The following is a 17,083-nucleotide window of genomic DNA, read 5'->3' on the forward strand; positions in this document are numbered from 1 at the left end:
GGATGGTGGCGCCGCGGTCCGCGCCCGCCCGGCTTCCGCGGGAGAGGGACGTGTCCTGGCTGCGCACGAATCACCAAGAGATCTTGGCGGAGATTTCTCGGTGGTTTAGTCTGCTGCTCGTGCCCGAGCACGATCACCACGAGCTCGACGCGAGGAGCCTGCGCGGACTGGCCCACCCGCTGCGCGTCCGGATCCTAGGATCCCTGCGCACCGACGGGCCGAGCACGGCGACCCGACTGGCCGAGCTGTTCGGGCAGAGTTCCGGAACCACCAGCTGGCACCTGCGGCAACTGGCCGAACACGGTTTCGTGGAGCAGGACCCGGAACGCGGCAACCGGCGCGAACGCTGGTGGCGCGCCGCCAGGCGGGAAACGGAACTGCGGCCGGAGAAGTTCGGCGGAGACCCCGAACTCGGTCCGGTACTGAGCTCCCTGCTGCACGAGGTGGCCGCCGTCCACCACCGCCGGACGGCGGAGTACGTCTCCGCGCTGAACGAGTGGCCGCGCGAGTGGCGCGCGGCTTCCGAGCTCTCCGACTGGGTGCTCTCGCTGAGCCCGCGCGAACTCGCCCGCTTCACCGCGGAGGCCCGGCAGCTCGTCGAGCGCTACCGCAGGGACCCCGAGAGCGGTGACGAACAGGTCCTGGTGCAGCTGCAGGCCTTCCCCAGAGGCGGGGCCGCGGAATGAGACGCACGGGCCTGCCCGCGCTGTGGTTCTCCAACGGAGTGGTCAGCACCGCGGGGGCCGCCGGTTTCGTCGCGATCCCGTGGTTCGTTCTCGAGGCGACGGGCAGCGCGGCGCGCGTCGGTGTGGTGACGGCCGCCGAGCTGGTGGGGCTGCTGCTGGCCGCCGCGCTCAGCGGACCGGTGATCGACCGGATCGGGCCGGCGCGGATCGCCCCTGCCTGCGACGTGGCCGCGGCGCTGTGCCTGAGCGCGATTCCCGTGGCGCACGCCGGCACCGGCCTCACGCTGTGGTCGCTGACGTTGCTGACCGGAGCCTTCGGCGCGCTCCGGGAGCCCGGCCAAACCGCCCGCCGCGTCGCGCTCCCCCGCGTGGTCGACGCGACGGGGTCCACAGTGGAGCGAGGTGCGGGCGGGATGGATGCCGCCTTCCGCGCGGGACAGCTCGCGGGGGCGCCGCTGGCGGGTTCGGCCCTGGCGCTGTTCGACTCCTCCGGAGTGCTCTGGTTCAGCGCGGCAGCACTGCTGCTCGCCGCGCTGGCGGTGCTGTACGCGCTGTGGGGGCTGCCCGCGGTGGACGGCGGCGAGCGCGCGGGGCTGCGCCACGAGTTCGCCGCGGGGTTCGGCTACCTGCGCCGCGACCGGCTGATCACGTGGGTGGTCGTCCTGCTCGCGGTGACGAACCTGCTCGACGCGAGCTTCATGGCGGTGTTCCTGCCGACCTACGCGGCGCGGGCGCTGCACAGCCCCGTGGCCCTCGGCGTGCTGTCCGGAACCCTGGGCGGCGCGGCCCTGGTGGGGAACCTGCTGTTCACCTGGTTGGGAACCCGCGTGCGGCGCAGGCGGGCGCTGTTCGTCCTCGCCTTCGCGTTGGGTCCCGTTCCGCCGCACGTCGCGATGGCGCTCGGCGCGGGGTTCCCCGCGTTGTTCGGGGTGATCGCGGTGGGCGGACTGGCCGCGGGCGTGATCAACCCGATACTGGCCACGGCCAGTTACGAGCGCATCCCCGTCGAGCTGCGCGGACGGGTGCTGAGCCTGACCACCCTGGTCGCCCAGATGGGCACGCCGCTCGGTGTGCTGCTCGGCGGTTTCGCCGCGGAGGGCGCGGGGCTGCGCGGCACGTTGGTGTGCACGAGCCTGAGCTACGCGGCGGTTCTGCTGCTGCCGCTGCTCGGGTCGAGCTGGAAGGAGCTCGACCGCCCGGAACCGAACGAGCACGAGGTGGGCGTTACCGCGGAGAGGCGCGCCGGAGCAGCGAGCTGAGACGGTGCGGGGAACCGCTCCACCGCGGTTCCCCGCCGAGCGGTCGGCCGGGACCGCTCGGCGGAACCTCCCGGTCGGGAGGAGTTACGGCTTTCGTCATCCCGGTGTTGTGTGCGCCGGTGCGCGGGCGCGGGACGATGACCGTGTCGGTGCCGGGGCTCCTGCTTCCTCCTCCCGTCGGGCGTCCCGGTGCCGCCACCCCGGCTCGTCCCGCGGGAGCTCCGTTCGACGCGCTTCCGGGAGGACCCCTTAGGGTTGAGCCATGTCCACCGGTGCAATGAAGCAGGACCCAACGGTTCTCTCGGCGCGGCTACAGCGCGCTGCCGAGACGGCTGCCAGCGCGAACATCGACGCGCTGTTGATCTCTCCGGGATCCGACCTCGGTTATCTCCTCGGAGTGGACGGCGAGTCCTTCGAACGACTCAGCTGCCTGGTGCTTCCCGCGGCTGGAAGCGACGCCTCACCCGTGCTCGTGGTGCCCAAGCTCGAGGAGCTCGGCTACGCCGGAGTGCCCGCGGGGGAACTGGGGCTGGAGATGGCGACGTGGGTGGACGGGCAGGACCCCCACCGGATGGTCGCCGATCTGTTGAGCAGGGACGGCGGAACCCCCTCGCGGGTGGCCGTCGCCGACACCATGCCCGCGCTGCACACGCTGCCGCTGCGTTCGGTGCTGCCGGACACCGAGCAGGTGCTCGCGGGTTCGGTGCTGCGCGAGCTGCGGATGCGCAAGGACGCCGCCGAGATCCAGGCGCTGCGCGATGCGGGCGCGGCCATCGACAGGGTGCACGCCCGCATGAGCGAGTTCCTGCGTGTCGGCCGCACCGAGGCCGAGGTCGGTGCCGACATCAGCAGGGCGATCGTCGAGGAGGGCCACACCGCGGCCGAGTTCGTGATCGTGGGCTCCGGACCGAACGGGGCCAGCCCGCACCACGCGCTCTCCGACCGGGTGATCAACGAGGGCGACGTGGTCGTCGTGGACATCGGGGGCCCCATTCCCGGCGGTTACAACTCCGACTGCACCAGGACCTACTCGCTCGGGGAACCGCGCGACGCCGACGTGCGGGAGACGTACGGGGTGCTGCAGGCCGCGCAGCGAGCGGCCGTGGAGACCGTTCGCCCCGGTGCGACTCCCTCCGAGGTGGACGCCGCCGCCCGCGAGCCGATCGCGCGCGCCGGGTTCGGCGACTACTTCGTGCACCGCACCGGGCACGGGATCGGCCTGGACGTGCACGAGGAGCCCTACATCATGGGGGGCAGCGAGATCGCCCTCGAACCGGGGATGGCGTTCAGCGTCGAACCGGGCATCTACCAGCAGGGGCACTGGGGTGCGCGGATCGAGGACATCGTCGTGGTCACCGAGCAGGGCGTGGAAAGCGTGAACAACCAGCCGCACGAGTTGGTGGTGCTACCGACGTGACGGACAGAAACGCCGCGCAGGGTTCCGAGCTGGAAGCCACCGATCGGGCGATCCTGCGGGAACTGCTGCGGGACGGCCGCTGCAGCTTCACCGAGCTGGGTGAAAAGGTCGGGCTCAGCGTCTCGGCGGTGCACCAGCGCGTCCGCAGGCTGGAGCAGCGGGGGGCGTTGCGCGGCTACACGGCCAGGGTCGACGGGGAGCAGATCGGGCTGCCGCTGACCGCGTTCATCTCGCTGACCCCCACCGACCCGGCGGCGCCGGACGACTACCCACAGCGGCTGGAGCACCTCCCCGAGATCGAGTCCTGCTACTCGGTCGCGGGGGACGAGTCCTACATCCTGCAGGTGCGGGTGGCCTCGCCGCTGGCACTCGAGGACCTGCTCCGGCAGATCCGGGAGGCGGCCCAGGTCTCCACCCGCACCACCGTGGTGCTGTCGACGCCCTTTGAGAACAGGGCGCCCGAGCTCTGACGGCTGCGTCTGACGGCTGCGGGAGCCGCCTGCGAGCGGAAGGCAGCGAGCGACACTCCCGGCCGGGCGTGTCGCTCGCTGTGAAGACGTGGCTCGAGTCGAATACCGTGGTCGAGTGGCACGCAATACGGTCTACGACCAGTTCGCGGAGGCCTACGCGCGGCACTCGGAGCACAGTCCGGCCAACGCCTACTACGATCGCCCGGCCGTTCTCGAGCTGGCCGGCGACGTGCGCGGCAAGCGCGTGCTCGACCTCGGCTGCGCCGCGGGGGTCCTCTCCGAGCAGCTGGTCGAACGCGGCGCCACCGTGCTGGGGATGGACCGGGAGCCGAAGATGATCGAGCTCGCCCGCGGCAGACTGGGCGATCGGGCCCGGTTCGAAGTGGGCGATCTCTCCGAACCGCTGGACGCGGTGCCCACCGCCGGTGTGGACCTGGCCGTGGCCTCCCTGGTGCTGCACTACCTGCCGGACTGGTCGCCGCTGCTCGGCGAGCTCAATCGCTGCCTGGTCACCGGTGGGGAACTGGTCTTCTCCGTGCACCACCCGGCAGCGGACTGGCAGTGGTTCGGAAGACCGGACTACCTGCGCACCGAGCTGGTTTCCGAGACGTGGCCGGTCGGGGGCGAGGAGGTCGCGGTCTCCTTCTACCGCAGGCCGCTCTCGGCCGTCTTCGAGCAGTTGCACCGGGCGGGCTTCGTCGTGCACACCGTCGACGAGCCCCACCCGCTTCCGGAGCTCAACGAGCTGTCCCCCGACGCCTACGCGGAGCTGAGCACCAAACCCGTTTTCCTGTTCGTCAAGGCCTTCCTGGTCGGATGAACCATCCGGCGCGGGGGAACCCTCCCGGGAAAGCTCCGGCGGGCTCGCGCCCGGCGAGCCCTCGTCGCGACTTCGGGGAGCACCGGTCTAGCGCCCGGAAGCCCCTTCGGCGGACGTGGTGCGCACACCGCCCTGACCGTCCGGCACGCACCGCGCCGTGCTCCGCCCGCTGGCCAGGAACTGGCTCAGGCAATCGGCGATGCGCGCGTAGCCCCGCGCGTTCGGGTGGAACGACTCCTGCATCGCGTGCGGGGCCCGTTCCTCGTGCTCCAGGGCATTCCAGTCCACGGAGAGCCGCCGGAACCACTCCGAGTCGGCCGGGGGCGAGGAGTCGGTGCACGCCTCGTGCCCGCGGCCCGCTCGCGAGAGGTCCAGGAAGGCGGCACCGTTCTGCCGAGCCACTTCGCGAAGCCCCTCGGACAGCTGGGGGACGGCGGTGCGCCGGACCCACCGGACGTCCGAGCTGAGCAGCGGGCACCCGGACAGGTTCTGGAGATCGGACCGGATTCCGGGGCCCACGGGAGAGGCGTAGGACTGCAGCACCAGCGAGTAGTCCTCGCGCGTGTAGCCCGCCCTGCGCATGACGGTCCGGACGTCGGAGAGCGCCCGGGAGACCTTGGGACGCATCTCCTCGACCCGCTCCGGCCACTGCTCGCGCAGCCGCTTCGAGCAACCCCCCGGCTGCTGACTGACCCAGGCGTTCACGCAGGAGTTGAGCACCCCGACGAAGTCCGGGTCGTCGTTGGCCCCGGCGGCCACCACGACGTCGGTGATCCGGTAGCGCTCGGTCAGCTCGGCCAGCTTCCGCGCCTGGGAACCGTCCGGAGGGTCGCCCCGCGGGTTCAGCCCCACCTGACTCGCCCGCGCGCCGGAGCAGGCCAGGTTGATCCGCTTCACGTCGGGTGGGAGGGACAGCTGGTGGACCACGGCCTCGGGGGAGCGGTGACACCAGTTGCCGTTCCGGCCGTCGGTGCCCGGAACGTAGTTGCCCGTGCCCTCACCGGAGAGGGTGCTGTCACCCAGTGTGACCACGGCACGGGGCAGCTCCGGCTCCGGGCGTGGTGGGACGGGCACCGGTCGGTCGCTGACCAGTAGGACCAGCGCGAACACACTGCAGACCAGTAACAGGATCAGGAGTTTCGCCAAGCGTGCCCGCATCACGTGGAGAGTTTATGGCCCGGCTCCGGGGAAGCGGCATGGTGTCGGCCGGGATTCCCGGAGAGTTCCCGCGCCGGAAACTCCGAGTCCGAGGCCGTCCGAGGACGTAAGCTTGCTCGGGAGTAATTTCGTCCCCTTCGAGCGTTGTCCGGGAAACAAGTCCCCAAGCGGAGGTGCCAGCGCGACGTGCCCGTATTCGTCCTGTTGCTCGTCGGTGTCGCCGTTGAGCTCAGCGTTCTCATACTCGTGGGCCAGGCCATCGGGGCCCTGCCCACCATCGGACTGCTGCTCGCCGGTGCGCTGATCGGTTCGTGGTTGCTGCGCAGGGAAGGCCGCAAGGCCCTGCGCGAGTTCAGCGAGGCCACCCGGATGCGGCGTCCCCCTGAACGTGAGATCTCGGACGGGGTGCTGATCGGCGGCGGTGGACTGCTCATCCTGCTCCCAGGGTTGGTCAGCGACCTGGCGGGGCTGATCCTGCTGTTCCCACCCACCAGGGTGTTGCTGCGCAAACGGCTGCGGCGCAGTGCCGAAAAGCAGCAGCAACGCATGCAGCAGCGGATGCGGGAGCGGATGAGCGCGTTCGGGACGGGCGGTTTCGGGCCCGGCGCGTTCGCCGAAACGCCCTTCGCGGACGCGAACCGGAACTCCAGGGGAACGCGGGACAGCGACGTCATCGACGGGGAAGTGGTTTCGGTCACCGAGGACGACGAAGCCGACTCCGACTCCACTGGCAACGTCTCTCCTGGTCAGGAGCTTCCCGACTCTTCCTCCGACGAGAGGCGCGAGCGTGGTGGAAGCTGAGCGGGTCGGCTGTGTCGATCCGCGACAGGGAGCGGGTTAAGCTACTCCCGGCGATCGTGACCGACGGCGACGAGCCGCGCTGGCTTCTCCGAAACGCGGCTGGAGCGCGCTGAACGACGGTCGGTGCCGGTTTTGCGCAGTTTGCACACGCGACGGTGAATTACAGGGGTCAGGTCCGATACATGTCCGACACCACGCTCTTGCTCGGCGGGCGGATTTATTCGCCGGGTAACCCGGATGCCACCGCGATGGCCGTCAAGGACGGCACGGTCGCCTGGGTCGGCACCGACACGGTCGGTCGTGCGCTGCATCCGGAAGCCGAGATCGTCGATCTGGACGGTGCTTTCGTCGCTCCCGCGTTCGTCGACTCCCACGTCCACGCCACCTCGAGCGGACTGCTGCTCAACGGGCTCGACCTCACCGGATGCGCCTCGCTGACCGAGTTCCTGCACGCCCTGCGGGACTACGTCGCCGAGCACCCGGGCCGGCTGGTGTGGGGGCACGGCTGGGACGAGAGCTGGTGGCCGGAGCAGCGCCCCCCGACACGGGCCGAGATCGACGACGCCGCACGCGGGGAAGCGGTGTACCTGTCCCGCATCGACGTGCACTCGGCGCTCGTCTCCAGCGCCCTGATCGAGCGGGCCCCGCTCGCCAGGGGGGCCGAGGGGTGGGACGAGCACGGTCCGCTCACCAGGGTGGCCCACCACCACGCGCGCAGCGCGGCGCGCGAGTCGTTGAGCGCGGCGCAGCGCAGGGAGGCCCAGGCCGCGTTCCTGCGGCACGCCGCGGCCAGGGGGATCGCCAGTGTGCACGAGTGCGCGGGCCCGGACATCTCCGGTGCGGACGACCTGGCGGACCTGCTCGGCCTCTCCGAGCGGGGCGGGGTGCCCGAGGTCGTCGGCTACTGGGGTGAGCTCGGCGCGCTGGAGAAGGGCCGTGAGCTGGGGGTGCACGGGCTCGGCGGTGACCTGTTCGTGGACGGGGCGCTGGGTTCGCGCACTGCGGCGTTGCGCGAGCCGTACGCCGACGCGCCGGGAACCTCCGGCGTGCTGTACCTGGACGCCGACGCCATAGCCGAACACCTCGTGGAGTGCACCCGCAACGGCATGCAGGCCGGTTTCCACGTGATCGGCGACGCCGGAGTCGCCGAGGTCGGGGAGGGCTTCCGGCGCGCCGCGCGCGTGCTCGGAACCCCCGCGCTGGCCAGCGCCAGACATCGCCTGGAGCACCTCGAGATGATCGACGGCGAGCTCGCGGCCGAGCTCGCGGAGTACGGGGTGGCAGCCTCGGTGCAGCCCTGCTTCGACGCCTCCTGGGGAGGGACCACGCGGATGTACGCGAGCCGGCTCGGCCCCGAGCGCGGTGCCCGGCTCAACCCCTTCTCCGAGCTCGCTTCGAGCGGGCTGGTGCTCGCGTTCGGTTCGGACACCCCGGTCACCCAGCTGGGCCCGTGGGAGGCGATCAGGGCGGCCGTGCACCACCGCACCGAGGGCTTCGGGATCTCCCCGCGAGCGGCGTTCAACGCGCACACCAGGGGTGGTTGGCGTGCGGCCGGTGTCGACGACGGGCTGACCGGAACGCTCGTGCCGGGGGCTCCCGCCACCTACGCGGTGTGGAGCGTCGACGAGCTGGTTCCCGCCGGGCAGGACTCCAGGGTGCGCCGCTGGTCCACCGATCCCCGCTCCGGGGTGCCCGCGTTACCCGACGTCTCCCCGCAGGCCAAACTGCCGCGCTGTCTGCGTACGGTGCTGCGCGGGAAGACGATCCACCAGCGGAACCCGGGGGACGAGGACTGAACTCGGAGGGCGGGCCGAGCACGCGGAACCGCCGGCCGAATCCGCCACCGGACGAATCCGTCGTCGGGCGGCCGGAGCGGATTCGCGGGGTGCGCCGTCGTTCGGGGACGCCGACCGCTCGTCGGGGTCCTGCAGCGCGGTTTGGCGTGGCTGGAGGGCTCGGCTCACGCGGAGCGGGCGCCTCGGTAGCCGCGCCCCGAGCGAGTCTTGCCGTAAGGAATCCCAGTGGCGAAAGTTGATCGTTGGTTACCTCCAGGGTGAACCCGGAAAACCGGGAGCGTCCCTCCCCGTGGAAGCGGCTGTCCCTGCTCGGCGGAGGGCGGAGCCGGTACGCGGTGCTCGCGCGTTCGTTGTCGGCCGCCGCGGGCGGAGGGTTGCTGTACTGGGCGAGTCCTCCGCGTGAGCTGTGGTGGCTGGCGCCGGTGGCGCTGGCCGTGCTGGCCCTCGTCGTGCGTGGACGGCGCGCACGGGCCGGATTCGGCTACGGTTTCGTGTTCGGCCTGGCCTACATGTTGCCGCTGCTCGGGTGGCTGCTGGACTTCCTGGGCGGTCAGTTCGGTCCGTGGCCCTGGTTGGGCGTGGGGTTGGTGGAGGCGCTCTTTCTCGGGATCGCCGGGGCCGGAATGGCGCGCGCCGGAACGTTGCGGCTGGCCCCCGTGTGGCAGTCGGCCGTCTTCGTGACGGCGGAGCTGCTGCGCTCCGCGCTGCCGTTCGGAGGATTTCCCTGGGGGCGACTGGCCTTCACCCAGACCGGTGGGGCGCTGCTGCCGCTGGCCTCGGTCGGGGGGACGGCTCTGGTCGGGTTCGGTGTCGCGCTGACCGGCACGGCGCTGGCGGAGCTGGTGCGCCGACTGACGCGCCTGGTGCGCTCCCGGCGGAGCCCCACCGGTGACGCGGGGCGTGCGAGGCCGCTGCGCGGGCTGAGCGTTCCTGTGGCGGGAACTCTGCTGCCGGTGGTGCTGGGACTCGCGGTCGCTCCCACTGTGGGAACAGCGCCCGAATCCGGGACGGCCCGGGTGGCGGTCGTGCAGGGCAACGCCCCCAACGTCGGCCTGGACCTGCTCTACCGGGACCGGCAGCTGCACGCCAACCACGTCCGAGCCGCGCGCGAGCTCGTCGCCGAGGTGGAGGCGGGAAGGGTCGCCCGCCCCGATCTCGTGGTGCTGCCGGAGCAGGTCGGCTCGTGGGGACCCGAGCGGCGGGACCCGGCGCTGCGCGATGTCGTGGAAAGGCTGGGAGTGCCCGTGGTCGTCGGTGGCCTGGCCACGAACTCGACGGGTGAGCTCAGCAACCGCATCGTGCGCTGGGGGCCCGGTGAAGGGGCCGGTGAGGAGTACGTCAAGCAGCACCTGGTCCCCTTCGCCGAGAAGATCCCCCTGCGCTCGGTGGCCGGGGCGGTGAGCCCCTTCGTGCGGCGCTTCGACCGGGACATGGTTTCCGGAGACGAGCCGGGTGTGCTGAACGCCGGGCCTGTGCGACTCGGTGTCGGGATCTGCTACGACGTCGCCTACGACGACGTCTTTCGCGGGGCCGCGCGAGCCGGGGCCAACCTGTTCGCGGTGCCGACCAACAACGCCTGGTACGGGCGTTCGGAGATGAGTTACCAGCAACTGGCGATGTCGCGGCTGCGCGCCGTCGAGCACGGGCGTTCGATGCTCGTGGCGGCCACGAGCGGGGTCAGCGCGGTGGTGCGGCCGGACGGGAGCGTGGCGCAGCGCACGGATCTGTTCACGGCGGACACGCTCGTCGCCGAGGTCCCCCTGCGAACCTCGACGCCCCCTGCCACGAGCATCGGGGAGTACTTCACGTGGGCGGTCGCCGCGCTGGGGGTGCTCGCGGTGGTGCTGAGCACGCTGCGTGGACGTCGCGCGAGACGCGGCGAGTGAATCCCCACGTTGGTCGATCGTGAACGAAGGGCGCGTCCGGGGCTGGCGATGCGGCGGCCGGAGCGGCGGTGAGCAGGCGAGGAGACAGGGATGACTGAGCCGCGGGAATCGGCGGTTTCCGGGGAGCCCCCGCGCACGTTGGTGGTCGTTCCGACCTACAACGAACGGGACAATCTGCGACAGATCGTGGGGCGTCTCAACGAGGCCGTGCCCCACGTGCACGTGTTGGTCGTCGACGACAACAGCCCGGACGGGACCGGTGAACTCGCCGAGGAGCTCGCCGCCGACGAGCGGGTGCACGTGCTGCACCGCACCGTGAAGGAGGGGCTGGGGGCCGCCTACGTCGCCGGGTTCGACTGGGCCCTGGAACGGGACTACCAGGTGATCGTGGAGATGGACGCGGACGGTTCGCACGCCCCGGAGCAACTGCCCGCTCTGCTGGAGACGCTGCGCTCCCGGGAGGTGGGGACGGTGCTCGGGTCCCGTTACGTCCCCGGGGGGAGCGTGGTGAACTGGCCGTGGTACCGCTCGCTGCTGTCCCGCGGGGGCAACATCTACTCCAAGTGGGCGCTCGGAGTTCCGGTCAACGACCTGACGGGGGGATTCCGGGTGTACCGCAGCGAGGTGTTACGCAGCGTGAACACACACGCTGTGGCCTCGCAGGGGTACTGCTTCCAGGTGGACTTGGCGATGCGCGCCGTGGAGGCGGGCAGCTCCATCGTCGAGGTCCCGATCACGTTCGTGGAACGCGAGAGCGGCGAGTCCAAGATGAGCGGCTCCATAGTCCGGGAGGCGCTGCTGCGCGTCACCGAGTGGGGGGTGCGCAGGCGGATGAACTCGCTCCGCGCGCTGCTGCGCTCACTCGTCCGTGGACGTGGCTGAGTGGTCGGTGAACATTTCGGGCGCCCGCCCCGCGGAGGGAGTCGGGCGCCCGAGTGCGTGCGAGCTGTCAGTTCGAGCTGTCGCCGGATCGGGTGCGACGAGAACGCAGCTCCTCCAGCCGCTCGTTGAGCAGCTCCTCGAGCTCGGGAACGCTGCGGCGCTCCAGCAGCATGTCCCAGTGGGTGCGCGGCGGTTTGGCCTTCTTCTGCTCCGGCTGGCTGCCGTCGACGATTTTCGACTCGGTGCCGTGCAGACGGCATTCCCAGGTCGAGGGGACCTCGGCGTCGTCGGAGAAGGGCACCTCGAACTCGTGGTCCTTGGAGCAGGCATAGCGCACCGTCCGGCGCGGTGCGAGGTCGTGGTTGCGATCCGTCTCGTAGCTAACCGCTCCGAGCCGGCTGCCACGCAGAACGCGGTCGGCCATGACGGTTCCTTTCGCTTCGGCCCGGGTTTTCCGGGCGGCTTTGCTCACCGAGTGCAACGACGGGGGACGCACCGTCTGTTCCCGGTTGGGGGCTTCTGATTGCCGTCGGTGACGGCATTCACTCGTCAACGGCGTTGACTTACCCGTGAGATGCACGGGCGGAACGTTCGTGACGCGTTCTCACTCCCGTAACCCACAGGTGCGTCCGAACGGGTGATAGTGCCAGAGCACCCGTCACCGAGACCAAATGCGTATCCGGTCGCATGTGTGAATGGGACCGATATCACGTCCTCCGTCGTAGTGGCGAACGAGCCTGTCTTCACTCTTCGTGTTCATGCCGGTTTCCACTTCGGTGGTAACGGAAGGTACTGGAATATGCCATAGCACGGCTTATCGGGGTCCAGTGTCACCGACATGGAGCAGTCACCGGCTCCGCGACGTACGGAGCGAACTCGAGAGCACCGTTCCGAGTGAGTGGTCCAACTCCCGTGCGGGTGGTCCGGGTCGGGCCCGGTGTACTCACTCCCTTCCGGCAACGTCGCCGCACCGTGCCCGCATTCCCGGCCGAGAGGGTCTCGAGGAGGAGTTTCGGCCCGGACGTCGGCGCTCACAGCACTTCGGGGGCCTCGTTGCCCGCCTGGCGGATCGCCCGGCGCACCGGGATCGGCCAGAGCAGCGCCAGCCCGAGGACGAAGAAACCGATCAGGGAGATGATCGCCGTGCGGAAGGACCCCGTGGCCTGCCCCACGGCCGCGAAGACGAGCGGACCGATCCACGAGGTCGACCGTTCACCCACCTGGTAGAGGGAGAAGTACTCGGCCTCCCTGCCGCGCGGGATCATCTGGCTGAACAGGGACCTGGACAGCGCGTTGGTGCCCCCCAGGACCAGTCCGATGCCCGCCGCGACCGCGTAGAACTGCCCCGGCTCCCCCTCGCGGGTGAAGAAGGCCGCGATCAACACCACCACCCAGACCGACAGACTGATCATGATCGTTTTCTTCGCGCCGATGGCGGCCGCCACCCGGCCGTGCAGCACTCCGCCGAGGAAGGCGATGAACTGGACGACCAGGATCGTGCTGATCAGCACGTCCTGGCTCAGCCCCAGTTCGACGTCGCCGTACTGGGCCGAGACCTTGAACACGGTGCTGATCCCGTCGGTGAAGACCATGTAAGCACCGAGGAAGGCCAGGGTGAGCGGCAACCGCCGCGCCTGGCGCAGCGTCGCGGCCAGTTGGCGGAACCCGGCTCCCAGCGTCGCGCGTCCCGTCCCGCCGGGGGCGGGACGGTGATCACGCAGTTTCGCCAGCGGCAGCAGCGTGAAAACGGCCCACCACAGCCCGCAGGAGACGAACACCAGTCGAACCGCCGTCTCCTGGTCGATTCCCAGCATCCCGTGTCCGGTGTAGAGCACGAGGTGGCCGGCCAGGGCGACTCCGCCGCCCAGGTAGCCGAAGGCCCAGCCCCGTGCGGACAGGGAGTCGCGCTCGTCGGCGGTGGCGATCTCCGGCAGCAGGGAGTAGTACACCACCACCGAAGCGCCGAAGCAGACGTTGGCCAGCACGAACATCCCGGCACCGATCCGCCAGTCCTGCCCGCTCGTCAACGCGAGCAGGGCGGTGGCCGTCGCTCCGCCGAACGCGAAGACCGCGAGCATCTTCCGCTTGTCGCCCGTGCGGTCGACGAGAGCCCCGGTCAACGGCAGCACCAGCACCTGGATCACGGCTGCCAGCGAGAGCAGATATCCCCAGAGCGAACCGGCCGGGAAGCTCCAGCCGAGGAGCTCGACGGAGCAGCGCCGGAGAGCGTCGCCTCCAGGGCACGCGTCGACCCCGTTGCGGGCCACATCGGCCTCGGCGGCCTTGGTGGCCACATCGGTCAGGTACAGCGACAGGAACACCGTCGTGATCGATGTGGGAAACACCGAGTTGGCCCAGTCGTACCAACACCAACCGATATGCTCGTCACGTCGAGCGGTTTCGGGTGCGGCTTCCGCACGGTTGGCGGTCATGCGTTCCCGTCCTAGCGTTGAGCGGCTGCGTCGATTGCGCCGAGTACCTTTCTCGGACACCGCTCGACGGAGCAATGCGTAGTTTCACTCAAAAACCGTCCTCGCCCGGTGCGCGGGATCTCCACCGCGGGGGAGCTGGCGGACCGAGCCAGCGTGCGAGCGCTCAGCGGTCCACGTCCCCGACCGCGGAAACCGCCGTCCCACTGGGGGAAGTCGCCCGATCGTGCCGCTGTTCGGGCCACTGCCCCCTGCTGCGCAGCAGCTCGCGCAACACGTCCGGACGATCGGTCAGCAAACCGTCCACCCCGAGGTCCAGCAGTTCCGCCATCTCCGCGGAGTCGTCCACCGTCCACACGTGCACTTCGGCGCCCCAGCGGTGCGCCAGCTCGACGAACCGGGGAGTGACCACGGGAAGACCGCTGTGCGTGCGGGGAACCTGGGCGGCCGCGCCACGCACCAGCACGGAGCGCGCGAGGGCGGTGACGGGGCGCGCTGCCGGGTGGGAGCCCGCCCACAGGCAGGCCACCGATTCGGGGCCCATCGAGGTCAACAGCCCGAACTCCCCGTTGCGCCGCAGCATCCTGAGGCGTCTGTCGTCGAAACCGGCCAGGCAGACCCGGTGCCACGCGTTGTGCCTGCGGATCGTGCGCAGCGTCGGTACCACGGCCGAGTCGGCCTTGACATCGACGTTGATCAACGCCTGCGGCAGCTCCTCGAGCAGCTGGTCCAGCGAGCACACCGGCTCCCGTCCGGCGATCAGCGCGGACCGGACCCGCGACCAGGGCTGCTGGCTTATGCTCCCCGCGCTGTCCGTGGTTCGCGCGAGGTCGGCGTCGTGGTGCACCACGGCGTGACCGTCCGCAGTGGAGTGGACATCGGTTTCCAGGTACCGGTATCCCTCCGCGTGAGCGCGCCGGAAGGCGCTGAGGGAGTTCTCCATGCCTGCGAGGTCGTCGATGTGCCACCCCCGGTGGGCGAACGCGCGGGGGTGCGGACCGCGCAGGAAGGGGTGGTTCCGGGACAGCGGTGGGAAGGAGCCGAACACCGCTCCAATGTCTCGCGGGGCGCGCGTGGCGTGGACGCCGGGGCCTGCGCGCTTTTCGCCCGCTCCTCGGGAGTGGGACCGGGCCGGCTGGCGGCCGCCTCGCGCGCGGAATCCGAACCACACGGGAGTTTTTTCGGCGTGGCTGCCCGCAAATGAGCCTGTTTCGGACTAGCGTGGTGCAGCGTGGAGACAACGTCAGACCTCGAATCGCTCGGCACCCGCGGCCGCACACCTCGGCACTGCTCGTGGTGTGGTCGTCGGATACCGGGAGCGGGCAGCGTCGGACGCCCGCGGATGTACTGCGCGCAGTCCTGCAGGCAGCGGGCCTACGAGCGTCGGGCCGCGGTTCAGCGCGGTGGACTTCCCGAGGACGCCGTCGTGCTGTCGGCGGAGGAACTGGACGATCTGCAGGATCGGCTCTTTCAACTCCGGTGCGCGGCCGAGGACATCGCCACCGCGGCACGGGAAGGGGCCCAACAGCACGAGGTGCACGGCTTGGCCCAACAGCTGCTCGACAGTGCGCGTGATCTGGAACGCATCCGTTGATCCCCTGGAAGATCGTGAACTCGCACTCGAATGGAGTATTGTTGTGATTCACGAGACAGGACAAGATATTACGCCGAATTTGCCCCCGAAAGAGTGATCGGCGTGCTGCCCGCACGGGCAGGTGACGTTCGGTCACTCCAGGTCCGGCCAGAAAGTTACGAAGTTGCCTTCAAACTCAGCGGTTTACGGCCTGCGCCGCGCCGAGCTGCGTACTCCCGACCCCGACGCGACCACCCACTTCTACCGGAAGTTGCTGGACTGGACGGTGCTGCGCTCCGAGGAGGGACTCGACTGCTGGGTCGGCGAACGCAGGTGCGCCAGAGTTCGCCCCGACCAAACCACGCAGCCCCCGCAGTGGCGCCTCGTCTTCGCCGGGGCCCCCGAGAACGGTGAACTCACCGGCCCGGAGGACACGTTCGCCAGCATGGTCAAGGGGCGTGCCCAGCACGGTCCCTGGGCGCCACGGCCCCGTCGCGGTGAGCCGTGCTGGATAGAGCTGCGCACGGCGCTGGCCGAATCGGCGGATCGGTTCTGGAGCGAGTCGCTGACCTGGTCGGTGCGCGAGCAGGCCCCGAAGGCCACCTACACGGTGCGGGACTCGGCGATCGCGGCGCGGACGACTCCCCGCGAGTCCGACGGCAGCGTCGGGTGGTTGTGCTACTTCAACGTCGGAGAGCTCGACGGGGCCGCGGAACGGGTGAACGAGCTCGGCGGTTCGGTGCTGGAGCGCGGCCAACACGAGATGCTGGGGGAGACGCTGGTGATCGCCGACTTCGACGGGGTCGTCTCGGCGCTGGTCGCCGACCCCGGTCGTTGGGGCGGGTGAGCCTCCCTCACTCGGGGGACTCGCGGGAGCTGAGCTCCCCCAGCACCCGGTGGGTGCGGTTGGCCCGCACCGAAAGGCGCTGTTCGCGCGCGGTGACGTCGATGTAGGACTGGCTGGAGTTGATCGAGGCGTGTCCGAGCAGCTTCGCTATCTCGGTCGCGTTGGCGCCGTCCTCGGCCAGCCGGGTGGCGAAGGTGTGCCGCAGCGCGTGCACCATCGCGCCGCGCCGGACGCGGTCGGAAATCCCGGCGGCACGCAGGGACTGCTGCACCAGGTACTGCAACCCGCCGCGCCGCAGCGCCTCGCCGCGGTGGTTGACGAACAGCGGCTCGGCCCCGGGGAGACGTTGTCCGAACCGTTGCCCCCTGGTCTCCAGGTAGTCGTCGAGCACCCTCTCGAGGGATTCGTCCACCGGTATCGACCTGTTGGTGCCCCCCTTGCCGCGCACGTGCAGCCGGCGTTCACCGCGCCGTCCGGCCAGGTCGGACACGGTCAGGTCGAGCAGCTCGGCCGAGCGCAGCCCCGTGCACAGCAGTGTGGCCAGCACGGCCAGATCTCGCTCCGGCCACGGGTCGCGGGCCTTGCGCGCGCCCTGGGCGATCAACCGCAGCAGCCGTTCCGGGGTCTCCTCGCCGTCCAGCGGTTTCGGGGTGGTGTCCTGGGTGCGCGGTTTGGGGACCACCGGCATCGGATTGCCCGAGGTGGCCCCCTCGATCACGAGGAAGCGGAAGAAGCCGTTCCAGCTCGACCAGGCCCGGGTGACCGAGGAGGCCGAACGGGTGGCGGCGTGGCGGGCGAAGGCCGAGCGCAGTGACTGCGCCGTGATCGCGGACAGCGGCAGTTCGGCAGGGTCGTGCCCGGTGACCTCGGCCAGCTCGCCCGCGATCGAATCCAGGTCGCGGCGGTAGGAGCGCAGCGAGTTCTCGGCCAGTTTCCTGGCCTGCAGGTGCTCCAGATAGGTCGCTGTCCAGTGCGGCAGCGTCCGCTCGTCCTCGGCGGTTTCGGTGTCCGCGCGCATCCGGGACCACCTCCCAGGAGTAGGGGACTCGTGCCCCGAGT

General features: G+C 70.4%; 16 protein-coding genes. 11 read left to right on the forward strand and 5 right to left on the reverse strand.

Features of this window, described 5'->3' with window-relative positions; translation table 11 throughout:
- Positions 1–119 precede the first annotated feature (119 nt).
- The 5 genes from G9Q41_RS11655 to G9Q41_RS11675 all read left to right on the forward strand — a co-directional run bounded on the left by G9Q41_RS11655 (position 120) and on the right by G9Q41_RS11675 (position 4,652).
- Entirely contained in the window at positions 120–686 is a 567-nt protein-coding gene (locus tag G9Q41_RS11655) for a helix-turn-helix domain-containing protein (protein WP_207630921.1), read from the forward strand.
- Positions 683–1,945, forward strand: a complete 1,263-nt coding sequence (locus tag G9Q41_RS11660) for an MFS transporter (RefSeq protein WP_165632521.1) — start codon at positions 683–685, stop codon at positions 1,943–1,945. Before G9Q41_RS11655 ends, G9Q41_RS11660 begins: the two co-directional genes overlap by 4 nt.
- 262 nt (positions 1,946–2,207) lie before the next feature.
- Positions 2,208–3,362: a Xaa-Pro peptidase family protein gene (locus tag G9Q41_RS11665; RefSeq protein WP_165632520.1), complete on the forward strand. Its 1,155-nt coding sequence runs from the start codon at positions 2,208–2,210 to the stop codon at positions 3,360–3,362.
- Positions 3,359–3,832, forward strand: a complete 474-nt coding sequence (locus tag G9Q41_RS11670) for an Lrp/AsnC family transcriptional regulator (protein WP_245695564.1) — start codon at positions 3,359–3,361, stop codon at positions 3,830–3,832. The genes G9Q41_RS11665 and G9Q41_RS11670 overlap by 4 nt, the downstream gene beginning before the upstream one ends.
- A gap of 115 nt (positions 3,833–3,947) precedes the next feature.
- Complete coding sequence (locus G9Q41_RS11675; protein WP_165632519.1) at positions 3,948–4,652, forward strand: methyltransferase domain-containing protein; 705 nt, start codon at positions 3,948–3,950, stop codon at positions 4,650–4,652.
- Positions 4,653–4,739: 87 nt separating this feature from the next.
- On the opposite strand, the gene G9Q41_RS11680 is transcribed toward G9Q41_RS11675, so the two are convergent.
- Positions 4,740–5,810 carry a GDSL-type esterase/lipase family protein gene (locus tag G9Q41_RS11680; protein WP_165632740.1) on the reverse strand — a complete coding sequence of 357 codons (1,071 nt, stop codon included), beginning with the start codon at positions 5,808–5,810 and terminating at the stop codon, positions 4,740–4,742.
- A 186-nt stretch (positions 5,811–5,996) separates the two neighbouring features.
- On the opposite strand from G9Q41_RS11680, the gene G9Q41_RS11685 reads away from it, so the two are divergent.
- The 4 genes from G9Q41_RS11685 (at position 5,997) to G9Q41_RS11700 (ending at position 11,175) form a co-directional block, all read left to right on the forward strand.
- Positions 5,997–6,611 (forward strand): FxsA family protein, encoded by a 615-nt coding sequence (locus tag G9Q41_RS11685; protein ID WP_092520673.1) that lies wholly within the window; start codon positions 5,997–5,999, stop codon positions 6,609–6,611.
- A 182-nt stretch (positions 6,612–6,793) separates the two neighbouring features.
- On the forward strand, positions 6,794–8,407 hold the full coding sequence (locus G9Q41_RS11690; RefSeq protein ID WP_165632518.1) for an amidohydrolase: 1,614 nt from the start codon (positions 6,794–6,796) through the stop codon (positions 8,405–8,407).
- A gap of 242 nt (positions 8,408–8,649) precedes the next feature.
- Positions 8,650–10,293 (forward strand): apolipoprotein N-acyltransferase, encoded by a 1,644-nt coding sequence (gene lnt, locus G9Q41_RS11695; protein ID WP_242687344.1) that lies wholly within the window; start codon positions 8,650–8,652, stop codon positions 10,291–10,293.
- 90 nt (positions 10,294–10,383) lie between these two features.
- A complete protein-coding gene (locus G9Q41_RS11700) occupies positions 10,384–11,175 on the forward strand; it encodes a polyprenol monophosphomannose synthase (RefSeq protein WP_165632517.1) in 792 nt (263 codons plus the stop codon).
- Between the two features lie 67 nt (positions 11,176–11,242).
- Here the strand turns inward: G9Q41_RS11700 and G9Q41_RS11705 are convergent, their stop codons facing one another.
- The 3 genes from G9Q41_RS11705 to G9Q41_RS11715 form a co-directional block, all read right to left on the reverse strand.
- Positions 11,243–11,599: an RNA polymerase-binding protein RbpA gene (locus G9Q41_RS11705; RefSeq protein ID WP_092522541.1), complete on the reverse strand. Its 357-nt coding sequence runs from the start codon at positions 11,597–11,599 to the stop codon at positions 11,243–11,245.
- A 607-nt stretch (positions 11,600–12,206) separates the two neighbouring features.
- Positions 12,207–13,607: an MFS transporter gene (locus G9Q41_RS11710; protein WP_165632516.1), complete on the reverse strand. Its 1,401-nt coding sequence runs from the start codon at positions 13,605–13,607 to the stop codon at positions 12,207–12,209.
- A 163-nt stretch (positions 13,608–13,770) separates the two neighbouring features.
- Positions 13,771–14,652, reverse strand: a complete 882-nt coding sequence (locus tag G9Q41_RS11715) for a glycerophosphodiester phosphodiesterase family protein (RefSeq protein ID WP_165632515.1) — start codon at positions 14,650–14,652, stop codon at positions 13,771–13,773.
- 183 nt (positions 14,653–14,835) lie between these two features.
- Between G9Q41_RS11715 and G9Q41_RS11720 the strand changes: the two genes are divergently transcribed.
- The gene (locus G9Q41_RS11720; protein WP_179533721.1) at positions 14,836–15,198 is read left to right on the forward strand and encodes a hypothetical protein; all 363 of its coding nucleotides are present in this window, start codon (positions 14,836–14,838) and stop codon (positions 15,196–15,198) included.
- A 163-nt stretch (positions 15,199–15,361) separates the two neighbouring features.
- Entirely contained in the window at positions 15,362–16,024 is a 663-nt protein-coding gene (locus tag G9Q41_RS11725) for a VOC family protein (RefSeq protein WP_165632514.1), read from the forward strand.
- A gap of 7 nt (positions 16,025–16,031) precedes the next feature.
- Here G9Q41_RS11725 and G9Q41_RS11730 read toward each other — a convergent pair whose 3' ends face one another.
- Entirely contained in the window at positions 16,032–17,042 is a 1,011-nt protein-coding gene (locus G9Q41_RS11730) for a tyrosine-type recombinase/integrase (protein WP_165632513.1), read from the reverse strand.
- Positions 17,043–17,083: the final 41 nt, after the last annotated feature.

Source organism: Actinopolyspora sp. BKK2 (assembly GCF_011291845.1).
In the GTDB taxonomy this organism is placed as follows: domain Bacteria; phylum Actinomycetota; class Actinomycetes; order Mycobacteriales; family Pseudonocardiaceae; genus Actinopolyspora; species Actinopolyspora saharensis.

Excerpts from the sequence above, each read along its gene's own strand:
- G9Q41_RS11665 (WP_165632520.1), top strand. The coding sequence starts at position 2,208 with ATGTCCACCGGTGCAATGAAGCAGGACCCAACGGTTCTCTCGGCGCGG.
- G9Q41_RS11660 (WP_165632521.1), top strand. The coding sequence starts at position 683 with ATGAGACGCACGGGCCTGCCCGCGCTGTGGTTCTCCAACGGAGTGGTC.
- G9Q41_RS11680 (WP_165632740.1), bottom strand. The coding sequence starts at position 5,810 with ATGCGGGCACGCTTGGCGAAACTCCTGATCCTGTTACTGGTCTGCAGT.
- G9Q41_RS11705 (WP_092522541.1), bottom strand. The coding sequence starts at position 11,599 with ATGGCCGACCGCGTTCTGCGTGGCAGCCGGCTCGGAGCGGTTAGCTAC.
- G9Q41_RS11730 (WP_165632513.1), bottom strand. The coding sequence starts at position 17,042 with ATGCGCGCGGACACCGAAACCGCCGAGGACGAGCGGACGCTGCCGCAC.
- G9Q41_RS11710 (WP_165632516.1), bottom strand. The coding sequence starts at position 13,607 with ATGACCGCCAACCGTGCGGAAGCCGCACCCGAAACCGCTCGACGTGAC.
- G9Q41_RS11700 (WP_165632517.1), top strand. The coding sequence starts at position 10,384 with ATGACTGAGCCGCGGGAATCGGCGGTTTCCGGGGAGCCCCCGCGCACG.
- G9Q41_RS11690 (WP_165632518.1), top strand. The coding sequence starts at position 6,794 with ATGTCCGACACCACGCTCTTGCTCGGCGGGCGGATTTATTCGCCGGGT.